This window comes from Roseinatronobacter alkalisoli, from assembly GCF_028745735.1.
Lineage (GTDB): Bacteria > Pseudomonadota > Alphaproteobacteria > Rhodobacterales > Rhodobacteraceae > Roseinatronobacter > Roseinatronobacter alkalisoli.
This window is the reverse complement of record NZ_JAQZSM010000043.1, coordinates 1-16316: the sequence shown is the minus strand read 5'-3', so window position 1 is coordinate 16316 and position 16316 is coordinate 1. Positions and strand designations below refer to the sequence as shown.

Here is a 16316-nt window from a genome sequence, read left to right as displayed (position 1 = left end):
GTCGCGACCCCTGCAAAAGCGTTTCTACTTCACGCACAGAACGCTTATTTGGAGGCCGTGATTGGCAATCCTTAGATCTTTGTAAGCGGACATCCGTTGGCGTTGCAGCATTTGGCAGAGTGGGCTCAATCCGAGATTTCGCCGCGCTCTCCACGAATGTCCGCTGCCGGACAGAGACGCCCTCCCAGAAACTGAAAACGGCCGCATAAGAACTACGAATGCACCCCGTTAAAAATGGGGGGATTACCGCCACAGACCAAGGGGGGCGCGCGCGGCTCAGGTCAGCTCATTCTGAAGCCAGGTAATAAAGGCCTTGCTGCGCCGGTTGGGCGCGCAGACAGAGCGGGCGACATAGGTCCGCTTGCTTTCGACAAAGCCGAAAGGTGCCACCAGCCTGCCTTCGTCCAGCCGGTCGACGATCAGATGATAGGGGGCGACACAGCCGCCCAGCCCATTGGTGACGGCCTCAATCGCAAAGGAATAATGCTCATAGATCATGGCTGCGGATTGCGGCTGAAACGCCTGATCCATCCCTGTCAGTCCCACCCAGACAAGCCATGCATCCAGCCGGGTCGAGGTTGCAATCTGGGGAATCTGGCACAGCAGGTCAGGCTTTGCCGCCACACCTTCGGTCAGGTGTCGTGGCGACAGGATATACCCCAGCTTTTCATTCACAAGAATGCTGTCATGCGGGCCAAGATCGGTTTTGCTGTCCAGCAAAAGCACTTTCAGATCATGCGCCATGCGCGCGGCCCCCATATCCGCGCTGTCGGTGCTGAGTTGGACAACGATATCGGGGTGGATTTCTCGAAAGCGGGACAACCGGGGGATCAGCCAAAGCATAGCAAAGGTGCTGTAACAAGATACCCGCAACACGCGTTCCTTTTCATCCAACACTCGGCGCACGGCGGCATCCAGTTGGTCAAAGGCCGGGGTCAGTTCTTCCAGCAGGCGCTGGCCTTCGGGGGTCAGCTCGGGGGTGCGCTTTGCGCCGGAAAAAAGGTCAAGCCCAAGGTATTCTTCCAGCTTACAAATCTGGCGGCTGATGGCGCCATGTGTAACCAGCAATTCCTCGGCGGCGGCATGCTGACGCCCCAAGCGGGCGGCTGCCTCAAAGGAACGCAGCGCATTCAAAGGTAGATTAGAGCGCTTTGTTACTCTCCTTTTGGTCACATAAAACCCTAACTAAAATCGATATCCCGGAATCAATATATCCAATAAGTGTGCGGCGCAAACTGTTAACCATCATGACGTGTGAGGCGGGCCGCACATCATCAGTGTTCATCTGCCTCGTCGGAGCATGTCAAATGACCAAAATCATGATCACCACAGGGCCCTTTGTGTTTGAGGCCCGGCTGGAAACCGCTTTGGCCCCGTTAACCTGTGCGGCCTTTGTCAAGGTGTTGCCCTTCGTGACCGAGTTGATGCATGTGAAGTGGAGCGGCGAATGCGTTTGGGCACCGCTTGGCGATATGGACTTTGGCGTCGGTTATGAAAATCCGACCAGCCACCCCACCCCTGGACAGCTTATTCTCTATCCCGGCGGGTTGAGTGAAACGGAACTGATGCTGGCTTATGGCGCGGCGCATTTCCTCAGCAAGGTCGGCCCCCTTGCGGGCAACCATTTCATCACCCTGACCTCGGGCCTGGAAAATCTGGCCGCGCTTGGTGATTTGGCCATGCGCAAGGGTGCGCAAGCGACATGGTTCGCGCTGGCACAGTGACGCCGCCCCTCGTTTTTCCAAGGAATTGTCTGTAATGCCCTATTATTTTGCCTATGGCTCTAACCTCAGCCTGACACGGCTTGAAACCGATCGATTGAAACCCGAAGGGGTCAGCTTGTCGTCGCGCCGGTTGGGGCGTCTGGATGGCTTTGAGTTGGTGTTCAACAAGCCATCGGCCTATTTCATCGGGGCCGGGGCGGGCAATATTCAAAGGAACCCGGAAGCCTCTATTTACGGCACCTTGAACGAGATGCCCGAGGCCGGGCTGAAGATCCTTGATAAATATGAGAATGTGGCCAGCGGCCAGTATGAAAGGCTGACAGTGCCCGTCTTTGACGTAGCAAACGACTGCTTCGTCGATGCTGTCACCTATATCGCCTTCAACAATCTTGGGGCCGATCTGCGGCCGCGCAGCGGCTACATGGCCTTTTTGCTGGAAGGTCATGACATGCTGCCCGCAGATTACATTGCGCAGCTTAAGTCCGTTCCGCTTTGCCCTGAACCCGCCGAATAGCCGCGCCAAACACCCAAAGGTAAGACCATGATACAAATCTCAGATGCGATTTCCAATCTGCGTCCGTCGGAAACCATTGCCATCACGCAAAAAGCCAGAGAGTTGAAAGCGGCGGGGCTGGATGTGATCTCTTTGTCGACGGGCGAGCCTGATTTCGATACGCCCGACCATATCAAGGCCGCCGCGATCGAGGCCATTGCCCGCGGTGAAACCAAATACACCACGGTCGCCGGAATCCCTGAGCTGCGCGAGGCGATCTGCCGCAAGTTCAAGCGCGAGAATGATCTGACCTATGCGCCGAATCAGATCATCGTGTCGACCGGGGCCAAGCATGTGATTTACCACGCGCTGCGGGCCAGTTTGAACGCCGGGGATGAGGTCATCATCCCAAGCCCCTATTGGGTTTCCTATCCCGAGATGGTCGGGCTGTGTGGCGGTGTGCCCGTTACCTTGCCCACGGTGATGGAAAAGGATTTCAAGGTGCAGCCGGATGACCTGCGCGCCGCCATTACACCCAAGACCCGCTGGATTTTCCTGAACTCGCCCTCCAACCCTTCGGGTGCGGCCTATACCCGCAAAGAGTTGCAGGCCCTCACAGATGTCTTGCTGGATTTCCCGGATGTCATGATCCTGACCGATGACATGTATGAGCATCTGGTTTATGGCAATTTCGTTTTCACCTCTCCGGCGCAGATCGAGCCGCGGCTTTACGACCGCACGCTGACGCTGAATGGTGTTTCCAAGGCCTATGCGATGACGGGCTGGCGGATCGGTTACGCCGGGGGCCCGAAAGAGCTGATTGATGCCATGGTGCTTTTGCAGGGGCAGCAAACCTCGGGCACCTGTTCGATTGCGCAATGGGCCTCGGTTGCGGCGCTGGACGAGCCACAAGACCACCTGATTGCCTTCCGCGCCAGTTTCGACGCCCGCCGCAAGCTGGTCGTTTCCCGCTTGAACCAGATCCCGCACTTGTCCTGCCCGATGCCGGAAGGGGCCTTTTATGTTTTCCCGTCCTGTGCAGGCGCGATTGGCAAGACCACGGCCAACGGGCGGCTGATCACGGATGACGAAAGCTTTGTCTCAGCCTTGCTGGAAGAACATCATGTCGCCGTCGTTCATGGCAGCGCCTTTGGGCAGGCCGGGAATTTCCGGATTTCCTATGCCACCTCTACCGCCGCGATCGAGACGGCCTGCGATCGGATTCACGCCTTTTGCGCGGCGCTGACCTAAGCCCGCGCCTTTCCCCCTTTTTGCAGGACTATATCATGGTACTTTTCGGCATCTCATTCGTCGCTCTCGCGATTTACTACTGGACGATGTCCATCACTCCAGGCCCCAACAATGTGATGTTGACGGTGTCAGGTGCCAATTTCGGCTTTAACCGCACCATCCCGCATATCACAGGCATCGGGCTTGGCTGTTCGGTGCAGACGTTTTTGTTGTGCCTTGGTCTGGGCGCTATCTTTACCCTGTATCCGGTGATCCAGGAGGTGCTGAAATGGGTCGGCGCGGCCTATCTGATTTACCTTTCGGTCAAGCTGATCGGGGCAAAGGTGAAAAACGCCACCGTCCCGCAAAAACCGCTGACCATGATGGAAGCGGCGCTGTTTCAGTTCATCAACCCCAAAGCATGGGTCAAGGCCACCACAACCGCGACCATTTTCCTGCCCGCTGGCACATCGCCTATTGGCGCGGGCATCGCGATTTTCACAGTTTGCCTTGCGGTGAATGTGGTGTCGGCTTCAACCTGGGCCACCTTTGGCGTCGGCATTGGCCGCTTTTTGTCAAACTCCCGTGGCTTGATGATTTTCAACTATTCCATGGCGGCCCTTCTGATCGGCACGGCGGGTTATGTTGTCGCTGTCTGACATCACCCCCCTGCCGCCAATGCCGCCAAAGGCCAACCCTAACTAGTGATAGGTTTCAGGAGACTTTCATGCGTATTGCGATTTTTGAACCTCTGAACGATCAAACTGCGGCGAGCATTCTGGATGGGAATGTTCTGTATCGCCCCGACGTAGCCCAAAAAGGAAACCGCGATTTGTCGCGGGCCGTGTTTGGCAATGACGTGGAAGGGATCGTAGTAAAGGAATGGCTGTTCAACGATGCCTTTTTCAACGAGTGCAAGGCGCGGAACTGGTCGCTGACAATCATTCTGGTGAACAAACGCGGGCTGACCAATGCCCAGCAAGCCATGGCAACGCGCGCGGGGGTAAAGGTTATCTGCACCGCACCGCAGGACGGCGCATCCTGCTATATCGCGGGGATGAAGGCGCTTGAAAACGCAATCAAGCAAGACCTTGTTGCAATGGAGCTTTACCGCCCCGTCAACAGCCGGAATGTGACCTTTGTCGGATGTGGTCTTGTCAATCTGATCTCGGCTTATTTCCTTGCAAGCCAAGGCTATCAGGTCAGCATGATCGACGCAAAAGCCGACCCGCGCAGCAATCCGTCCTGGGATGCGCTGGGGTGCAGCCATGGCGGTGGAAATGCGCGGATGTTCACCTTGTCGGAAATGGATAATTACAACTGCCGTTCCGTCCATAACGATATGAACAACTATTTCTCCAAACCCATCACGGCTTTGGGCTGGAACATCTTTGGCGACACAGGACTGAACGCGCAGGAACAGAGCTGGGTTGACGAATTCCAATCGGTGCCTGTCTGGCTGGCAGATCAGTTCAACGACGATATTTTAGCACATAACCGCGAAAGCTGGTATTACTGGCAGGCATGGATCCAGAAAGACCCGGCGCTGTTTGAAAACAGTTGCTACAAGGACCGGATCTTGCGGATTTACGCAGACCCGACGCAGTATCAGGCCGCTCTGGCCCGCCAGAACCGGATTGGCGCAACGATTGAAGTGGTCAGCGCCGCCGAAGTCGCCGAAGCGCAGCCCAGTCTGAAGGAGGCCGTCGCCAATGGCAAGATTGCCGGGGGTGTTTATGTTCACGGCTTCACCGTCAAGGTGCATGCTTTTGTGCTGGGTATACTTGCACGGCTGGACGCCATGGGTGTGCCGATCACATGGAACAGCCCGATTTCGGTGCTGCGGCACACGGCGCAAGGGCAGGTTTCGCATCTGATCGCTGCCGGGGGAGAGCAGATTGCAGTCGACAATCTGGTGATCTCGCCGGGGGTCTATGCGAATGGTTTGCTGGACAGCACGGAAACAGCCGGGAAAATCTGTGGCGTGCTGGGGGCTTGGCTGACACTGCCCTGCTTAGAAAATAGCCTTGAAAACTCGCTAAAACTGGCCCGGAAAGGCCATATCGTCGAAGATTCCAACGTGACCATCTCAACCGATGCCAGCGGAAACCCCGCGCTTATCATCGGCTCTGGCTATGGCTTTACAGGGTTTGACCCGGATAATATTGATCCGGCTTTGCTGGAAAAGATGTATGACGGCCTGATCGACACGGCCAGAACCTATTTTCCGGATCTGTATCAGGCGCATGTCGACAAGGGCACGCTGCGCGACAGCCTGAAATATTGCGTGCGGCCATGGACATCGACCAGCCTCGGGGTGTTTGAGATGCAAGAGACCGCAGATGGCAACAAATGTATCGTGACCGGCGGGCATAATACGGGCGGTTTTGCGCAATCCCCGGTGATCGCGGCGGCTATTCTATCTGCCTTTGACGGCCGTCCGCATCAGATGCATTATGACTATCAGCCGGCCCGCTTCACCCGGTTCCAGTTGCAGACACAGTATCGCCAGACTGTCGCTGCCCTTGTGGCCTGATCGCGACCACGCGTCAGAAACCCTGCGCGGGACCGGGTTTGATCTGGTCCCGCTGCAATCGGCCTTGCATGGCGCGACGTTACACGACCTGTTCGCGGATGACGCAACCTGGCAATATCTGCGGGATGGCCCCTTTGCCACGGCAGCGCTGTATACCGCCCATCTGCACGATTTTCTGCACCATACCGCCTTTGCCGCCTATGTGATCACGGACCCTGCAACCGGCGGCATTCTGGGCAAGATGAGCCTGCTGCACCCGGAACCGGCCTGTCGGGGCCTCGAAATCGGCTATGTCGTCTTTGCGGCCCCGGCCAAAGGTGGCGGGATTGGCAAAGCCGCCGTTGCGCTGCTGATCGCAGCCGCCTTTACCCAGTTTGGCTGTGACGTGCTGAAGTGGCGCTGCGACGCACGCAACATCGCCTCGGCCAGATTGGCGGAAAAGCTTGGGTTCGCGCATACTCAGACCATCCTGAAACAGATGGTCGTGAAGGGTGTTGACCGCGACACGCTATGCTTTGCCTTGCCCAAGGCCCGCTGGTGCAAGCTGGGGTAGATCCCGGTAGGGGGCAGGATGAGGAGTCTAATGCCGGAGGCTTCGATCCCGAGGAGCGGATCTGCCCCAGCCGGGAGTTCGACGTAGCTTGAAGAGGGCCTCATAGAAGGTATTCATCCGGCGTGGGCCGTCTTTGTGGTCTGAGGTCTTGCGTTTAAATCCGACGCTATGTCCGAGCATAGATACAGACCCGAAATCGAGATCCTCTCTGTCACCGATACCGGCCGCCGTCGGCGCTGGACGGATGCAGAGAAGGTTCGCATTGTAGAAGAAAGTTTCGGGCCGCGCGGGAGTGTGGCCGAGACTGCCCGACGTCATGATATTGGCCGCACACTATTGGTGCGCTGGCGACGACAATATCGTAGCGGCGTCGTTTTGGATGGGCCCGCACCTCCGACTTTCATGCCGGTGACGCTTGCTGCCCCGGAGCCTCCTGCGCCGGAACCTGAGACTATTGCGAGTACAGGTGACAGGGTGGAGATCACTCTGACGAATGGCCGGTGCCTTTCAGTTGTTGCCTCAATCGACCCGACTGCGCTGGCGCGCCTTGTGCAAGTATTGGATCCATCATGATTGCATTCCCAGCAGGTAGGGGTCTGATGCCGGACGGTGCAGAACATTTGAACGCGACAATCTCATTCGGTCGAACGAAACCACCGCGGCTGTCGTTTCGATCCGAAATGGAGTGTTGGTTTTCGCATTGGGGATCGGGGTAAACCTATATGCTTTAGCTACGGCCGAACTGGACGCGCATCAAGAGCCATCAATAATTCTTGTCGAAGCAGTGACTGCAAGGGGGAGATGAGCCGCTTTGTGTCGTGGCGTTACGGGAATATCTATTCAAAAGTGGCGGGCAAGGAGTTCTGATCCGCGAGAAAGGCAGGAAACGTGCAGTTTATTCACAATGACCTAGGCTCCCGACAGCGTGGTGAGATTGTCGAAGTTACACTTACCAGCGGTGCCAACGTTCGCCTTATGACGAACTCCAACTTTTCCAACTATAAGAATGGGCGGCGGCACCAGTATGTCGGCGGATTAGCTAAAAAATCTCCGGTTCGTTTACAGATACCGAGTAGCGGCCATTGGCACGTCGCGATTGACATGCAGGGACTGCGCGGTTCGACACGTGCGTCCGTCCGTGTTCTGCCGAGTCCGTTGCCCGAAATCCGCGAGGCCCCCCTGAACTCCGTTCCCGGTCTAGTCCGAGACGTGCCTCCGGCGGTGTCGGACGACGCGGAAGCCTATGATGTCTTCATTTCGCACGCCTCCGAAGACAAGGATTCGATTGTCCGCTCCCTGGCGGAAGCCCTTCAGGGGAAAGGGCTGGCGGTCTGGTACGATGAATTCACCCTTCGCATCGGCGACAGCCTGCGCCGCAAGATTGACGCCGGTCTGGCCAGAAGCCGCGTCGGTCTCGTGGTTATTTCCCCTTCCTTCATCAGCAAGGGCTGGACGAACTATGAGCTGGACGGGATCGTCACGCGGTCTGTTTCCGGCGAACAGATTCTGCTGCCGATCTGGCACGAGATCACGAAGCAGCAGGTCATGGATTTCAGCCCTTCCCTTGCCGACAAGGTTGCGCGGAGCACAGCCATGCACACGGTCGATGAAATCGCGCAGGAGATCTTCGGACTTCTGAGAGAGTAAGGCGTCATCTCCTGTTCCGGACAATTTTCTATGCCGTTCCCGTTTCGGCGGGTATTGATCTTCCGTGCTAATTTTTACGGAGCGGTATTGTGAACCCGGGAGCCATTGAGAAACTGATCTCTGCTAAGAACGAGCTGGAAGTCCGGAAGATTATCGGTAACCGCGACGAGGTTTTGGGGCGGTTTTCTCCGTTCTTTCAACCCGGCTCGGTGACTGACCTGGACGAGGGTGTTTTCCGGGATTTCCTGAGTATCGAGCACAATAAGCACTGGACGGGCCTGGAGCGTCAGCCGCAACTCTATGCGGACATGGACGGATTGCGGCAGGTGCTCAGCGTGCTGGTGGACGAGGCGCGCCCGATCCGTGAACGGGTTGATGCCGTGATCGAGGCGCCAGGCATGGGCGTGGCGAAACTCTCTGCCATCCTGCTGGTTGCCTACCCGGAAAAATACGGGGTGTGGAACGGGACTTCGGAGAAGTCCCTCCGCTCTCTCCGGCTGTGGCCTGCTTTCAGGCGCGGCGCGACAACAGGGGAGCGATATGTCGCGGTCAATCAGGTACTGCTCGATCTGGCCCGGAAGCTTGAAATCGACTTGTGGACGTTGGACGCCATCTGGTGGGGGATTGACGTTGACGGGGCTGCCCCAAAACCCGCGAACGGGGCGGGCAAGGTGCGTATCGGCGACGGCAAGGCCAAAGCCCTTGCGAATATGAAATACTCGATCCTGAACACCGTGCAGAATTCCAACGGGCAGAAGGCGGAGGTGACGGTCAAAAACAAAGACCTGAAGATGCTAGCAAGCGAGCTTGATGCACTGTTGCCGCGTCTTCTGGAGCAGCAGAAGGAGCGCTGCGCGATCACCGGACTGCCCTTTCAGTATGAGGGAGACAGGAACATGCTGCCGTCAGCGGACCGGATCGATAGCGGCGGGCACTATGAGGCGGCAAACCTTCAGCTGGTCTGCCGCTTTATCAACTTCTGGAAACAGGCAACGCCGGACGACGAGTTTCGCCGTCTGATCGGGATTGTGCGCGATAGCAGTGGAGCGTGACAAAAACGGTCGTTTCTGGCCCGTCGTGACACCCTAGCTGTGACTGTCACCGCTATTTGGCATCTTTCTGACAGCGTTAGGTGGCGTATTTGGGCTTGCAGCTTGGCCAAAACAGTAGAGCGAACGTTCTTGCGTGATCCCGCGATAGGCAGGTCGGAGCCATTGCGATCACACGGCGTCGGGCGATCAGCCTTTCATCATGTTCAACAAAAGCAGCACACCGAATGCCAACAGGCTCAGCATCCCCATGAGGGTGAAGACGGCCTGAACCCCGATCCCTGTCAGAAGGGCCGCAAGCAACGGCGGCGCCAAAGCGTTGATAAGATTCATCGGTAGCGCGATGATCGACATCGTCGCCGCATAATCGGCCTTTGCGTAGAAGGTAAGCGGCATTGTCGCGCGTGCGACGGCGAAGGCTCCGCTGCCAATGCCAAACAACACAAGGTAGCCGCCAAGGCCAACCAAGCTTGCGCCACCCGCCCAGATCGCGGCAAGACCCATTGGAATCATCGCTCCTGACACCAGGCCGGTGGACATCCCATCCCAACGCCGTCCGCCCAGCAGATCGATCACCCTGCCGCCGACCTTAAACACGCCAAGAAGTGATGCGACCGCGACGGCACTGGAAAGCTCTGCTCCCATCGCGTGCAGAAGCTCGATCCCTACCGCCTCAATGCCGAAGGTGACGAAGCTGTTGAGCGCAATGGCTGTGACAAGCAGTGCAAGGACCGGCCCCTTGCGGGTTGATCCTTGCACCACAGGTGCAGGGGGCAAGGAACTGGTCGCAGGCAGCCCGAACCGAACCAAAGGGCAGATAAGAAGCATAACCCAGCCGAAAATCAGCACCGCGCCGCGCCATCCCACGAGATGTTCAAGAAAGGCAGTGATTGGCCAGAATACGCTGCCTGCGAGTCCCGTCACCAGCATCAGCGTGCCGATAAGACTGCGGGCGCGGTTATCAGCATATTCTGCCAACCAAGAATAAGCGGCGGTCGTGAGAAACATCGCACCAGCTCCCCCGATCAGCGCCCACACGATCCAAAAGCCTAACAGGCTCGACACCGTTGAAAGAAGGCAGAGACACAAGCCGATCAGTCCCGCACCTGCGGCCATGACCTTTCGCGTTGTGAACCGGCGAAAGGCACAGCCAGCCAAGGGTGCGGCAAGAGCCATGGCCACGAACATCACCGATGTTCCAACGAAAATGGAGGGTAGGGATGTCTCGAACTCGCTCGAAATATGCCTCGCGAGGACGGGTAGCACGCTTACCGCACCCCAGCCGGTGATCTGGGTCAACGCGAGGATGAGTAAAACAAGAATACGGTGCCGCATTGCCGAGACTTATTCAGCTCGAATGACATCGCCGTGACAGAACCGAACGACCGCAATGTCCCGCGTTGTGTAAGTTCATGCACCGCGCAGCGAAGGGCAGCTACGTCGTAGCCGAAGACGCATTGGCGCTCGGAGTCCGTTGCAAGACCCGATAGACGGTGGGCCTCGATACGTCGAACAGCTCTGCCAGATCGCTGATCGAGTAATCACCCGTGTCATACATGCGGCGCAATTCTGTCTGACGGCGATCCGATAGCTTTGGTTTCTTGCCCTTCAGCTTTCCCTTGGCGCGGGCGATGGCCATGCCTTCCCTCGTGCGCATCCTGATCAGGTCGGCCTCGAATTCAGCGAAGGTGGCGAGGATATTGAAGAACATCCTGCCCATTGGATCGGTCGGGTCATGGACCGATGCGCCCAATGCCAACTTGACCCCGCGCTTCTCCAGTTCATCCGCGATGGCCCGGGCGTCCGGGACCGACCGCGCCAGGCGGTCCAGCTTCGGCACGACAAGCGTGTCCCCTTCACGGACTGCTGCCAGTGCCTGAGCCAGACCTGGCCGCTCCCGGTTTGTGCCAGTCAATCCATGATCGGTGTAGATCCGATCTTCCGTCACATCGAGATCAAGGAGCGCTGCCCGCTGTGCGGCGAGGTCCTGTTTGTCGGTCGAACAGCGGGCATAGCCGATGCGGGTTTTTGACATGGGTGATCCTTGCGCCGAAATCGGCCGAGTTTCGTTCCGGCCGCCGTCGTGTGTAACACAAGACACCCCTTCAATGATATTATAGTCGGACCAGTCAAATGAGAATCGTTTTCTGCCGCAAACACTGGGAGTAGTTCGTCAATGATCCGGCGTCCGGTGAACGATCCCCTTGCGGACAGATCGGAGGGGCAGATCATCACCGATGATGTAGCCGAGGTCGCACGGGTCCGTGAAAGCTGTCAGGAGCTGCCATCGCTGTGCGCCCGCGCGACCTTCACATAATCATCGACGTGTTTAGTCTCGATGTCATGCTCTGAATCAATACGAATATGTCGCCGGACCTTTCCTTGGCCCGCCAGAACTCCATGCGGATCGGGTAGCGTGTGACCCTCGCTGAACTCAAGCGTCACATGGTTCCGATAGGCGAAAACGCCACAGAAACCCGTGCGCGAGGCAAAGAGGATGCCACCGTATTTGACCTCTTCAGTGATTTGGGGGCCGGACGCCAGCGCCAAGGCGCGAAGGCGTACAACGATAGGGAAAAGTGCGCCGCGATGCTGACGCAGATCCTCAAGCAACCCCTCCACTGCGCTCATTGCGCTGTTCCGGTCAGATAAGCTGACCGGAACTCCGGTGCGGGTTCGCGGTCGGAATAGATGTAGAGTGTGACGCCATTCGGATCGCGCAGGGCAAAACCCCGGTCACCCCAGGGATGGTCTTCTGGCAGGGCATCAGGAGTCAGGCCGGAGGCCAGCAACTCCCGATAGGTCTCATCCACGTTTGCCACGCAGAAATTATAGGTCAGGCCAGTGGTCGCGCAGGCTGGCTGGTCCGCCTGTGGCTCCATGAATTGCAGTGAAAGGCCGGGGCCGAATTCCACGCTGATGAACCAGCCGCAATCAAAGACCAGTCTGGCCCCCAGATATCTGACATAAAAATCGCGCGATGCGGCGACATGGGGCGTGACAATGGCGGGGGAGGCAGTGGTGGGTCGCATGAAGGTCGCTTTCCGTCAGTTGGGGTTGGTCATGTCAGAGCAAAGTTCGACAAGGCAGCCGTTCAGATCGCGGACATAGCCAACAATCTGGTTCCACGGTTTGGTTTGCGGGGGCGAAAGCGGCAGCGCGCCCGCCGCAACGGCACGGTCCCACGCCGATTTCGGATCATCGCAGATCAGGGCGATTTCAACAGCCTGCGCCGGGTCATTCTTGCGCTGCGGGCGAATGCCCAGCCCGTTCATCTCGGCCATCTCTTCACCTGCAAAGGCAAGGGTGACGGCGCCTGTTTCCAGTTCGGCATAAAGGCCGCTCTCATGCAGGAACCGCAAAGTCATGCCGAAGGCGGCCTCATAGAAAGCAACGGTTTCCCGCACATCGGGAACATAGAGAATGGTGTAGCCGAATCTGACAGTCATTGGCGGCCGTCCCTTTTAGTTTCGCCCGATATTGACAGCGCCGCTTTTCCCGGTCTTGTAAAAACCGGACATCAGTCCCTGAGCGTCACCAGCGTCGCATCTGCCAGTCTGGCTGGCGAAAGACCACCAAAGCGCCGCAACGCGTGGGTCATGTGGGCCTGATCCGCATAGCCCGCCTCTACCGCCGCCTCGGACGGGCTCAGCCGATGGTCGCGCAGCAGGCGCATGGCCCGATGAAACTGCAGGATCCGGGCATAGGATTTGGGCGGCAAGCCGGTTGCATCCAGCACGATGCGTTGCACTGTGCGCGCACTCAGGCCATGCATCCGAGCGATATCCTGAACCGGCAGCCGACCGCTGGAGGCGTGGAATGCACTCAGGATGCGGCGGGTTTGCCTAGATAGCGGCGCATGATCCTGACCGACACGGCTTCGCACAAAGCCGATCAGCCGATCATGCAGCGCCTCAGGCGTGTCCGTTTCGGCGCAAAGTGTTGCAAGAGGAGGACAGGCCGAAATCGCGACATCGTCAACCAAGGTTTGTTCCCGCAAGGAAATCGGCTTGAAACCCAGAATGCATTGAAAAAAGCCCGGACGCAGGCGGATACCCGCGAAACCCATGCCCGGTTCAACAGCAACGTCATAATACGCGGTCGTCGGCCCGGTCACCACCACCGATATTCGACTGATCGGGACCGTGCTGGCACAGAACCGCAGAATGATATCGCAACGCCCATCTGGTAAGACGCGATGATTACTGGGCTGATTTGCCAGTGACAACCAGACAGCTTCGATCCCGAGGAGCGGATCTGCCCCAGCCGGGAGTTCGACGTAGCTTGAAGAGGGCCTCATAGAAGCAGCCAATCTGCGGATGAAGGCGCGAACCGCCGATCCTGTCATTGTTCAAAAAATGAACACTTGTCCAGACATCCCCCGGTCATTTTTGTCCGGCACACCTTGGCCTGTTTGAGATCAAGCGCTTAGGAAGGACAGAAACCCCGCGCTATACTGTCGTGGTTCTGGCACGTTTGTGTCATTCTAGATCAGCACCCTTTCAACTTCATCGAGCGTCACCTCGTCCGAGCGCCGGTCATAGAGCTGCGTTGTTCTGGTCGAGGCATGATTTGCCATCTGCGCCGCCTTCTCCAGCGTCCCGCCGTTCTTCAGGTAGGCGGTGATACCAGTGGCGCGGAAAGTGTGGTTGCTTACCCTGGTGGCGATGTCGGCGGCAGCTGCGCGACGACGGATCATCTGATAGGCATTTGCTTGGGGCAGCGGTGTGCGGGTAAGCATCTGCGTGCCGCGCCCGATGGTGCGAAACAGCGGTCCCTTGGGGTCGTCGACGATGCCTGCCATTTCAGTGTAGGCGTGCAGGTAGCTTTCCAGGTTATGGTGGCAGGGCATCTCATGCCGCTTGCCGCCGAGGCTGTGTAAAAACCCAGATTTATGCTATGCTTACCCATGGCCTGGAGGGTTCGGATGGTAGGTTTCATTGAGGGTGTCAGCCGTGATCAGACGACGCTTTTTCCGGAGCGCTTGGATGACTGGATCGGGGAAGATCATCTTGTTCGCGTGGTGGATATGTTCGTCGGCCAGCTTGATCTGGGTGCGCTTGGGTTTCAACGCCATGCCGCCGCGCGCACGGGGCGGCCGGGGTATCATCCGTCTGTGTTGCTGAAGCTGTTCATCTACGGCTATCTGAACCGTATCCCGTCCAGCCGTCGGTTGGAATGCGAGGCAGGGCGCAATGTCGAGCTGATGTGGCTGACCGGTCGGCTGGTGCCAGATCACAAGACCATCGCGGAGTTCCGGCGCGTCAATGGTCCAGCGATCCGCAAGATCTGCGCGAAATTCGTTGAGCTGTGCCGCCGGATCGGTGTTCTGAAGGGTGATATTGTGGCCGTCGACGGGAGCAAGTTCAAGGCCGTGAACAATCGCGATCGGAACTTCACCAAGGGCAAGATCGCCAGCCGCCTTGCCCATCTGGAAGCCGAGGTGGGCCGCTATATCGAGGAGGCCGACCGGATTGACCGTCAGGAAACCGGTGCTGCGCGCGCAGAGCGGGCCGCGCATCTGACCGGTCGGTACCACCGCATCCGCAAAGAGATCGAGCGCCTGCTGGCGATGGAAGAGAAACTGGCCGACGCTCCTGACGGGCAGATATCGCTCACCGATCCCGATGCCCGCGCTATGGCAACACGCGCGCAGCATAGCGGGCATGTCGGCTACAATGTTCAGAGCGTGGTTGATGCCGAAACCCATCTGATTGTCGCGCATGAGGTCACAAACCAGGGGCATGACCGGGACCTGCTGACAAAGATGGCCACACAGGCGAAGGCCGCATTGCAGCGCGAGGATCTGCACATCATTGCGGACAAGGGATATTTCAGCGGCGTTGAAATCCTTGCTTGCCAGAATGCCGGCATCACCGCGACCGTGCCAAGATCGGACACATCCGGTGCCCGGTCAAAGGGGCGTTTTGTGAAGGCTGATTTCGCCTATGAGCATGAGAATGATGTCTACCGCTGCCCTGCAGGGCAGGCGCTGACGCATCGCACCACAACCGAACAGCAGGGGCTGCAGATGCGGCGCTACTGGACAAACGCATGCAAGAGTTGCGAGATCAAGAAACGTTGCACCACAGGATATGAGCGGCGGGTCTCAAGATGGGAACATGAACATCTGGTCGAAGCCTCCAATGCCCGCCGCCGCAGCCCGGCCGCCCCGATGAGTGTGCGCCGCTCGACGGTCGAGCACCCGTTCGGCACAATCAAGTCCTGGACAGGGCCCTGCCATTTCCTGACAAGACGGCTTGAGGGCGTTGGCACCGAAATGGCGCTGAATGTGCTGGCCTACAACATCAAGCGCATGATCGCCCTAGTCGGGCTCAAGGGGCTGATGGCGGCAATCCCGGGGTAGATCGGGCCAGCACCGGCTTCCATCGACCGTTCGGCGCGGTTCAAGGCGACTTTTCGAGCCCCCAGACACGTCCACAACCCCGTTTGCGACCAATCCGAGCTGAAATTCAATCGCTGACCAATATCGTGCCCGTCGCGGTTCCGATCCCAGAGTTTTCACACAGCCTCCGCCCTTCTCATGCAGCCGCACCCAGAGGCGGCGCTGCTGCGTATAGATGTCTTCGACCTTCATGCTGAGCGCCGCACCGATGCGGGCGAAAGAATAGACCATCAGCCCGATCAGCGCACGGTCGCGCAAGCCTCCTACGGTGGTGATGTCGATAGCGTCGAGCAGCTTGCGCGCCTCGGCAGGCTCCAGCACGGGCGTCCTGCCACGGCGCACCTTGTGCGACGGACCGCGTACTGATGCCGCCGGATTGACGGGCACGATCTGCCCCGTCACCAGCCAGTCGAACAGGTGGCGGATCGCAGCCAGGCGCTGCTTGACAGTCGGCGTGGAAAGCGTCGCGGTCATTTGCTCGATATAGGTGGCGACATGCACCGGCTGCACCGCTGTCAGTGATGGGATGCCATGCAGCTCGCACCAGCGGAAGAAGTCGCCTGTAGCGCGGATATAGGCGCGGCGGGTGTTGGGGTTGCGGAGCGTCGCCGCGAAAAACTCGATGTAGCGCATGCGGGCTCGGTCATCGGCGGCGGTCAGCAGCGCGGGCAGGACAGG

The 16316-nt window shown here is 58.3% G+C and carries 18 protein-coding genes and 1 pseudogene; 10 read left to right on the top strand and 9 right to left on the bottom strand.

Features of this window, described 5'->3' with window-relative positions; all coding sequences use genetic code 11:
* Positions 1-276: 276 nt before the first annotated feature.
* The gene (locus PUT78_RS21445) at positions 277-1173 is read right to left on the bottom strand and encodes a LysR substrate-binding domain-containing protein (RefSeq protein ID WP_274354298.1); all 897 of its coding nucleotides are present in this window, start codon (positions 1171-1173) and stop codon (positions 277-279) included.
* A gap of 134 nt (positions 1174-1307) precedes the next feature.
* On the opposite strand from PUT78_RS21445, the gene PUT78_RS21440 reads away from it, so the two are divergent.
* From PUT78_RS21440 to PUT78_RS21400, 9 genes are all read left to right on the top strand, one after another.
* Entirely contained in the window at positions 1308-1724 is a 417-nt protein-coding gene (locus PUT78_RS21440; protein WP_274354297.1) for a DUF3830 family protein, read from the top strand.
* A 34-nt stretch (positions 1725-1758) separates the two neighbouring features.
* Complete coding sequence (locus PUT78_RS21435) at positions 1759-2238, top strand: gamma-glutamylcyclotransferase (protein WP_274354296.1); 480 nt, start codon at positions 1759-1761, stop codon at positions 2236-2238.
* Positions 2239-2265: 27 nt separating this feature from the next.
* Positions 2266-3468 carry a pyridoxal phosphate-dependent aminotransferase gene (locus tag PUT78_RS21430; RefSeq protein ID WP_274354295.1) on the top strand — a complete coding sequence of 401 codons (1203 nt, stop codon included), beginning with the start codon at positions 2266-2268 and terminating at the stop codon, positions 3466-3468.
* Positions 3469-3503: 35 nt separating this feature from the next.
* Complete coding sequence (locus tag PUT78_RS21425) at positions 3504-4106, top strand: LysE family translocator (RefSeq protein ID WP_274354294.1); 603 nt, start codon at positions 3504-3506, stop codon at positions 4104-4106.
* Positions 4107-4174: 68 nt separating this feature from the next.
* Entirely contained in the window at positions 4175-5983 is a 1809-nt protein-coding gene (locus PUT78_RS21420) for an NAD(P)/FAD-dependent oxidoreductase (RefSeq protein WP_274354293.1), read from the top strand.
* Positions 5973-6536 carry a GNAT family N-acetyltransferase gene (locus tag PUT78_RS21415; RefSeq protein ID WP_274354292.1) on the top strand — a complete coding sequence of 188 codons (564 nt, stop codon included), beginning with the start codon at positions 5973-5975 and terminating at the stop codon, positions 6534-6536. The genes PUT78_RS21420 and PUT78_RS21415 overlap by 11 nt, the downstream gene beginning before the upstream one ends.
* A 168-nt stretch (positions 6537-6704) precedes the next feature.
* Positions 6705-7109, top strand: a complete 405-nt coding sequence (gene tnpA / locus PUT78_RS21410) for an IS66-like element accessory protein TnpA (protein ID WP_274354291.1) — start codon at positions 6705-6707, stop codon at positions 7107-7109.
* A 315-nt stretch (positions 7110-7424) separates the two neighbouring features.
* The gene (locus PUT78_RS21405) at positions 7425-8183 is read left to right on the top strand and encodes a DUF1883 domain-containing protein (RefSeq protein WP_274354290.1); all 759 of its coding nucleotides are present in this window, start codon (positions 7425-7427) and stop codon (positions 8181-8183) included.
* Between the two features lie 89 nt (positions 8184-8272).
* The gene (locus PUT78_RS21400) at positions 8273-9235 is read left to right on the top strand and encodes a hypothetical protein (RefSeq protein ID WP_274354289.1); all 963 of its coding nucleotides are present in this window, start codon (positions 8273-8275) and stop codon (positions 9233-9235) included.
* 186 nt (positions 9236-9421) lie between these two features.
* On the opposite strand, the gene PUT78_RS21395 is transcribed toward PUT78_RS21400, so the two are convergent.
* The 7 genes and pseudogenes from PUT78_RS21395 to PUT78_RS21365 form a co-directional block, all read right to left on the bottom strand.
* A complete protein-coding gene (locus PUT78_RS21395) occupies positions 9422-10567 on the bottom strand; it encodes an MFS transporter (RefSeq protein WP_274354288.1) in 1146 nt (381 codons plus the stop codon).
* 100 nt (positions 10568-10667) lie between these two features.
* Positions 10668-11267: a recombinase family protein gene (locus PUT78_RS21390; RefSeq protein ID WP_274354287.1), complete on the bottom strand. Its 600-nt coding sequence runs from the start codon at positions 11265-11267 to the stop codon at positions 10668-10670.
* A 239-nt stretch (positions 11268-11506) separates the two neighbouring features.
* Positions 11507-11863, bottom strand: a complete 357-nt coding sequence (locus tag PUT78_RS21385; protein ID WP_274354286.1) for a DUF1801 domain-containing protein — start codon at positions 11861-11863, stop codon at positions 11507-11509.
* Positions 11860-12264 carry a VOC family protein gene (locus tag PUT78_RS21380; RefSeq protein WP_274354285.1) on the bottom strand — a complete coding sequence of 135 codons (405 nt, stop codon included), beginning with the start codon at positions 12262-12264 and terminating at the stop codon, positions 11860-11862. The genes PUT78_RS21385 and PUT78_RS21380 overlap by 4 nt, the downstream gene beginning before the upstream one ends.
* A gap of 15 nt (positions 12265-12279) precedes the next feature.
* Positions 12280-12681 carry a VOC family protein gene (locus PUT78_RS21375; RefSeq protein ID WP_274354284.1) on the bottom strand — a complete coding sequence of 134 codons (402 nt, stop codon included), beginning with the start codon at positions 12679-12681 and terminating at the stop codon, positions 12280-12282.
* A gap of 71 nt (positions 12682-12752) precedes the next feature.
* Positions 12753-13532, bottom strand: a complete 780-nt coding sequence (locus tag PUT78_RS21370; protein ID WP_337994716.1) for a helix-turn-helix domain-containing protein — start codon at positions 13530-13532, stop codon at positions 12753-12755.
* Between the two features lie 186 nt (positions 13533-13718).
* Positions 13719-14087: pseudogene (locus tag PUT78_RS21365) on the bottom strand (tyrosine-type recombinase/integrase); the annotation flags it as partial.
* Positions 14088-14159: 72 nt separating this feature from the next.
* On the opposite strand from PUT78_RS21365, the gene PUT78_RS21360 reads away from it, so the two are divergent.
* Complete coding sequence (locus tag PUT78_RS21360) at positions 14160-15599, top strand: IS1182 family transposase (RefSeq protein ID WP_274354282.1); 1440 nt, start codon at positions 14160-14162, stop codon at positions 15597-15599.
* On the opposite strand, the gene PUT78_RS21355 is transcribed toward PUT78_RS21360, so the two are convergent.
* On the bottom strand, positions 15558-16316 hold a 759-nt coding region (locus PUT78_RS21355; RefSeq protein ID WP_476453972.1), incomplete at its 5' end, for a site-specific integrase. The two genes, PUT78_RS21360 and PUT78_RS21355, sit on opposite strands and share 42 nt — an antisense overlap.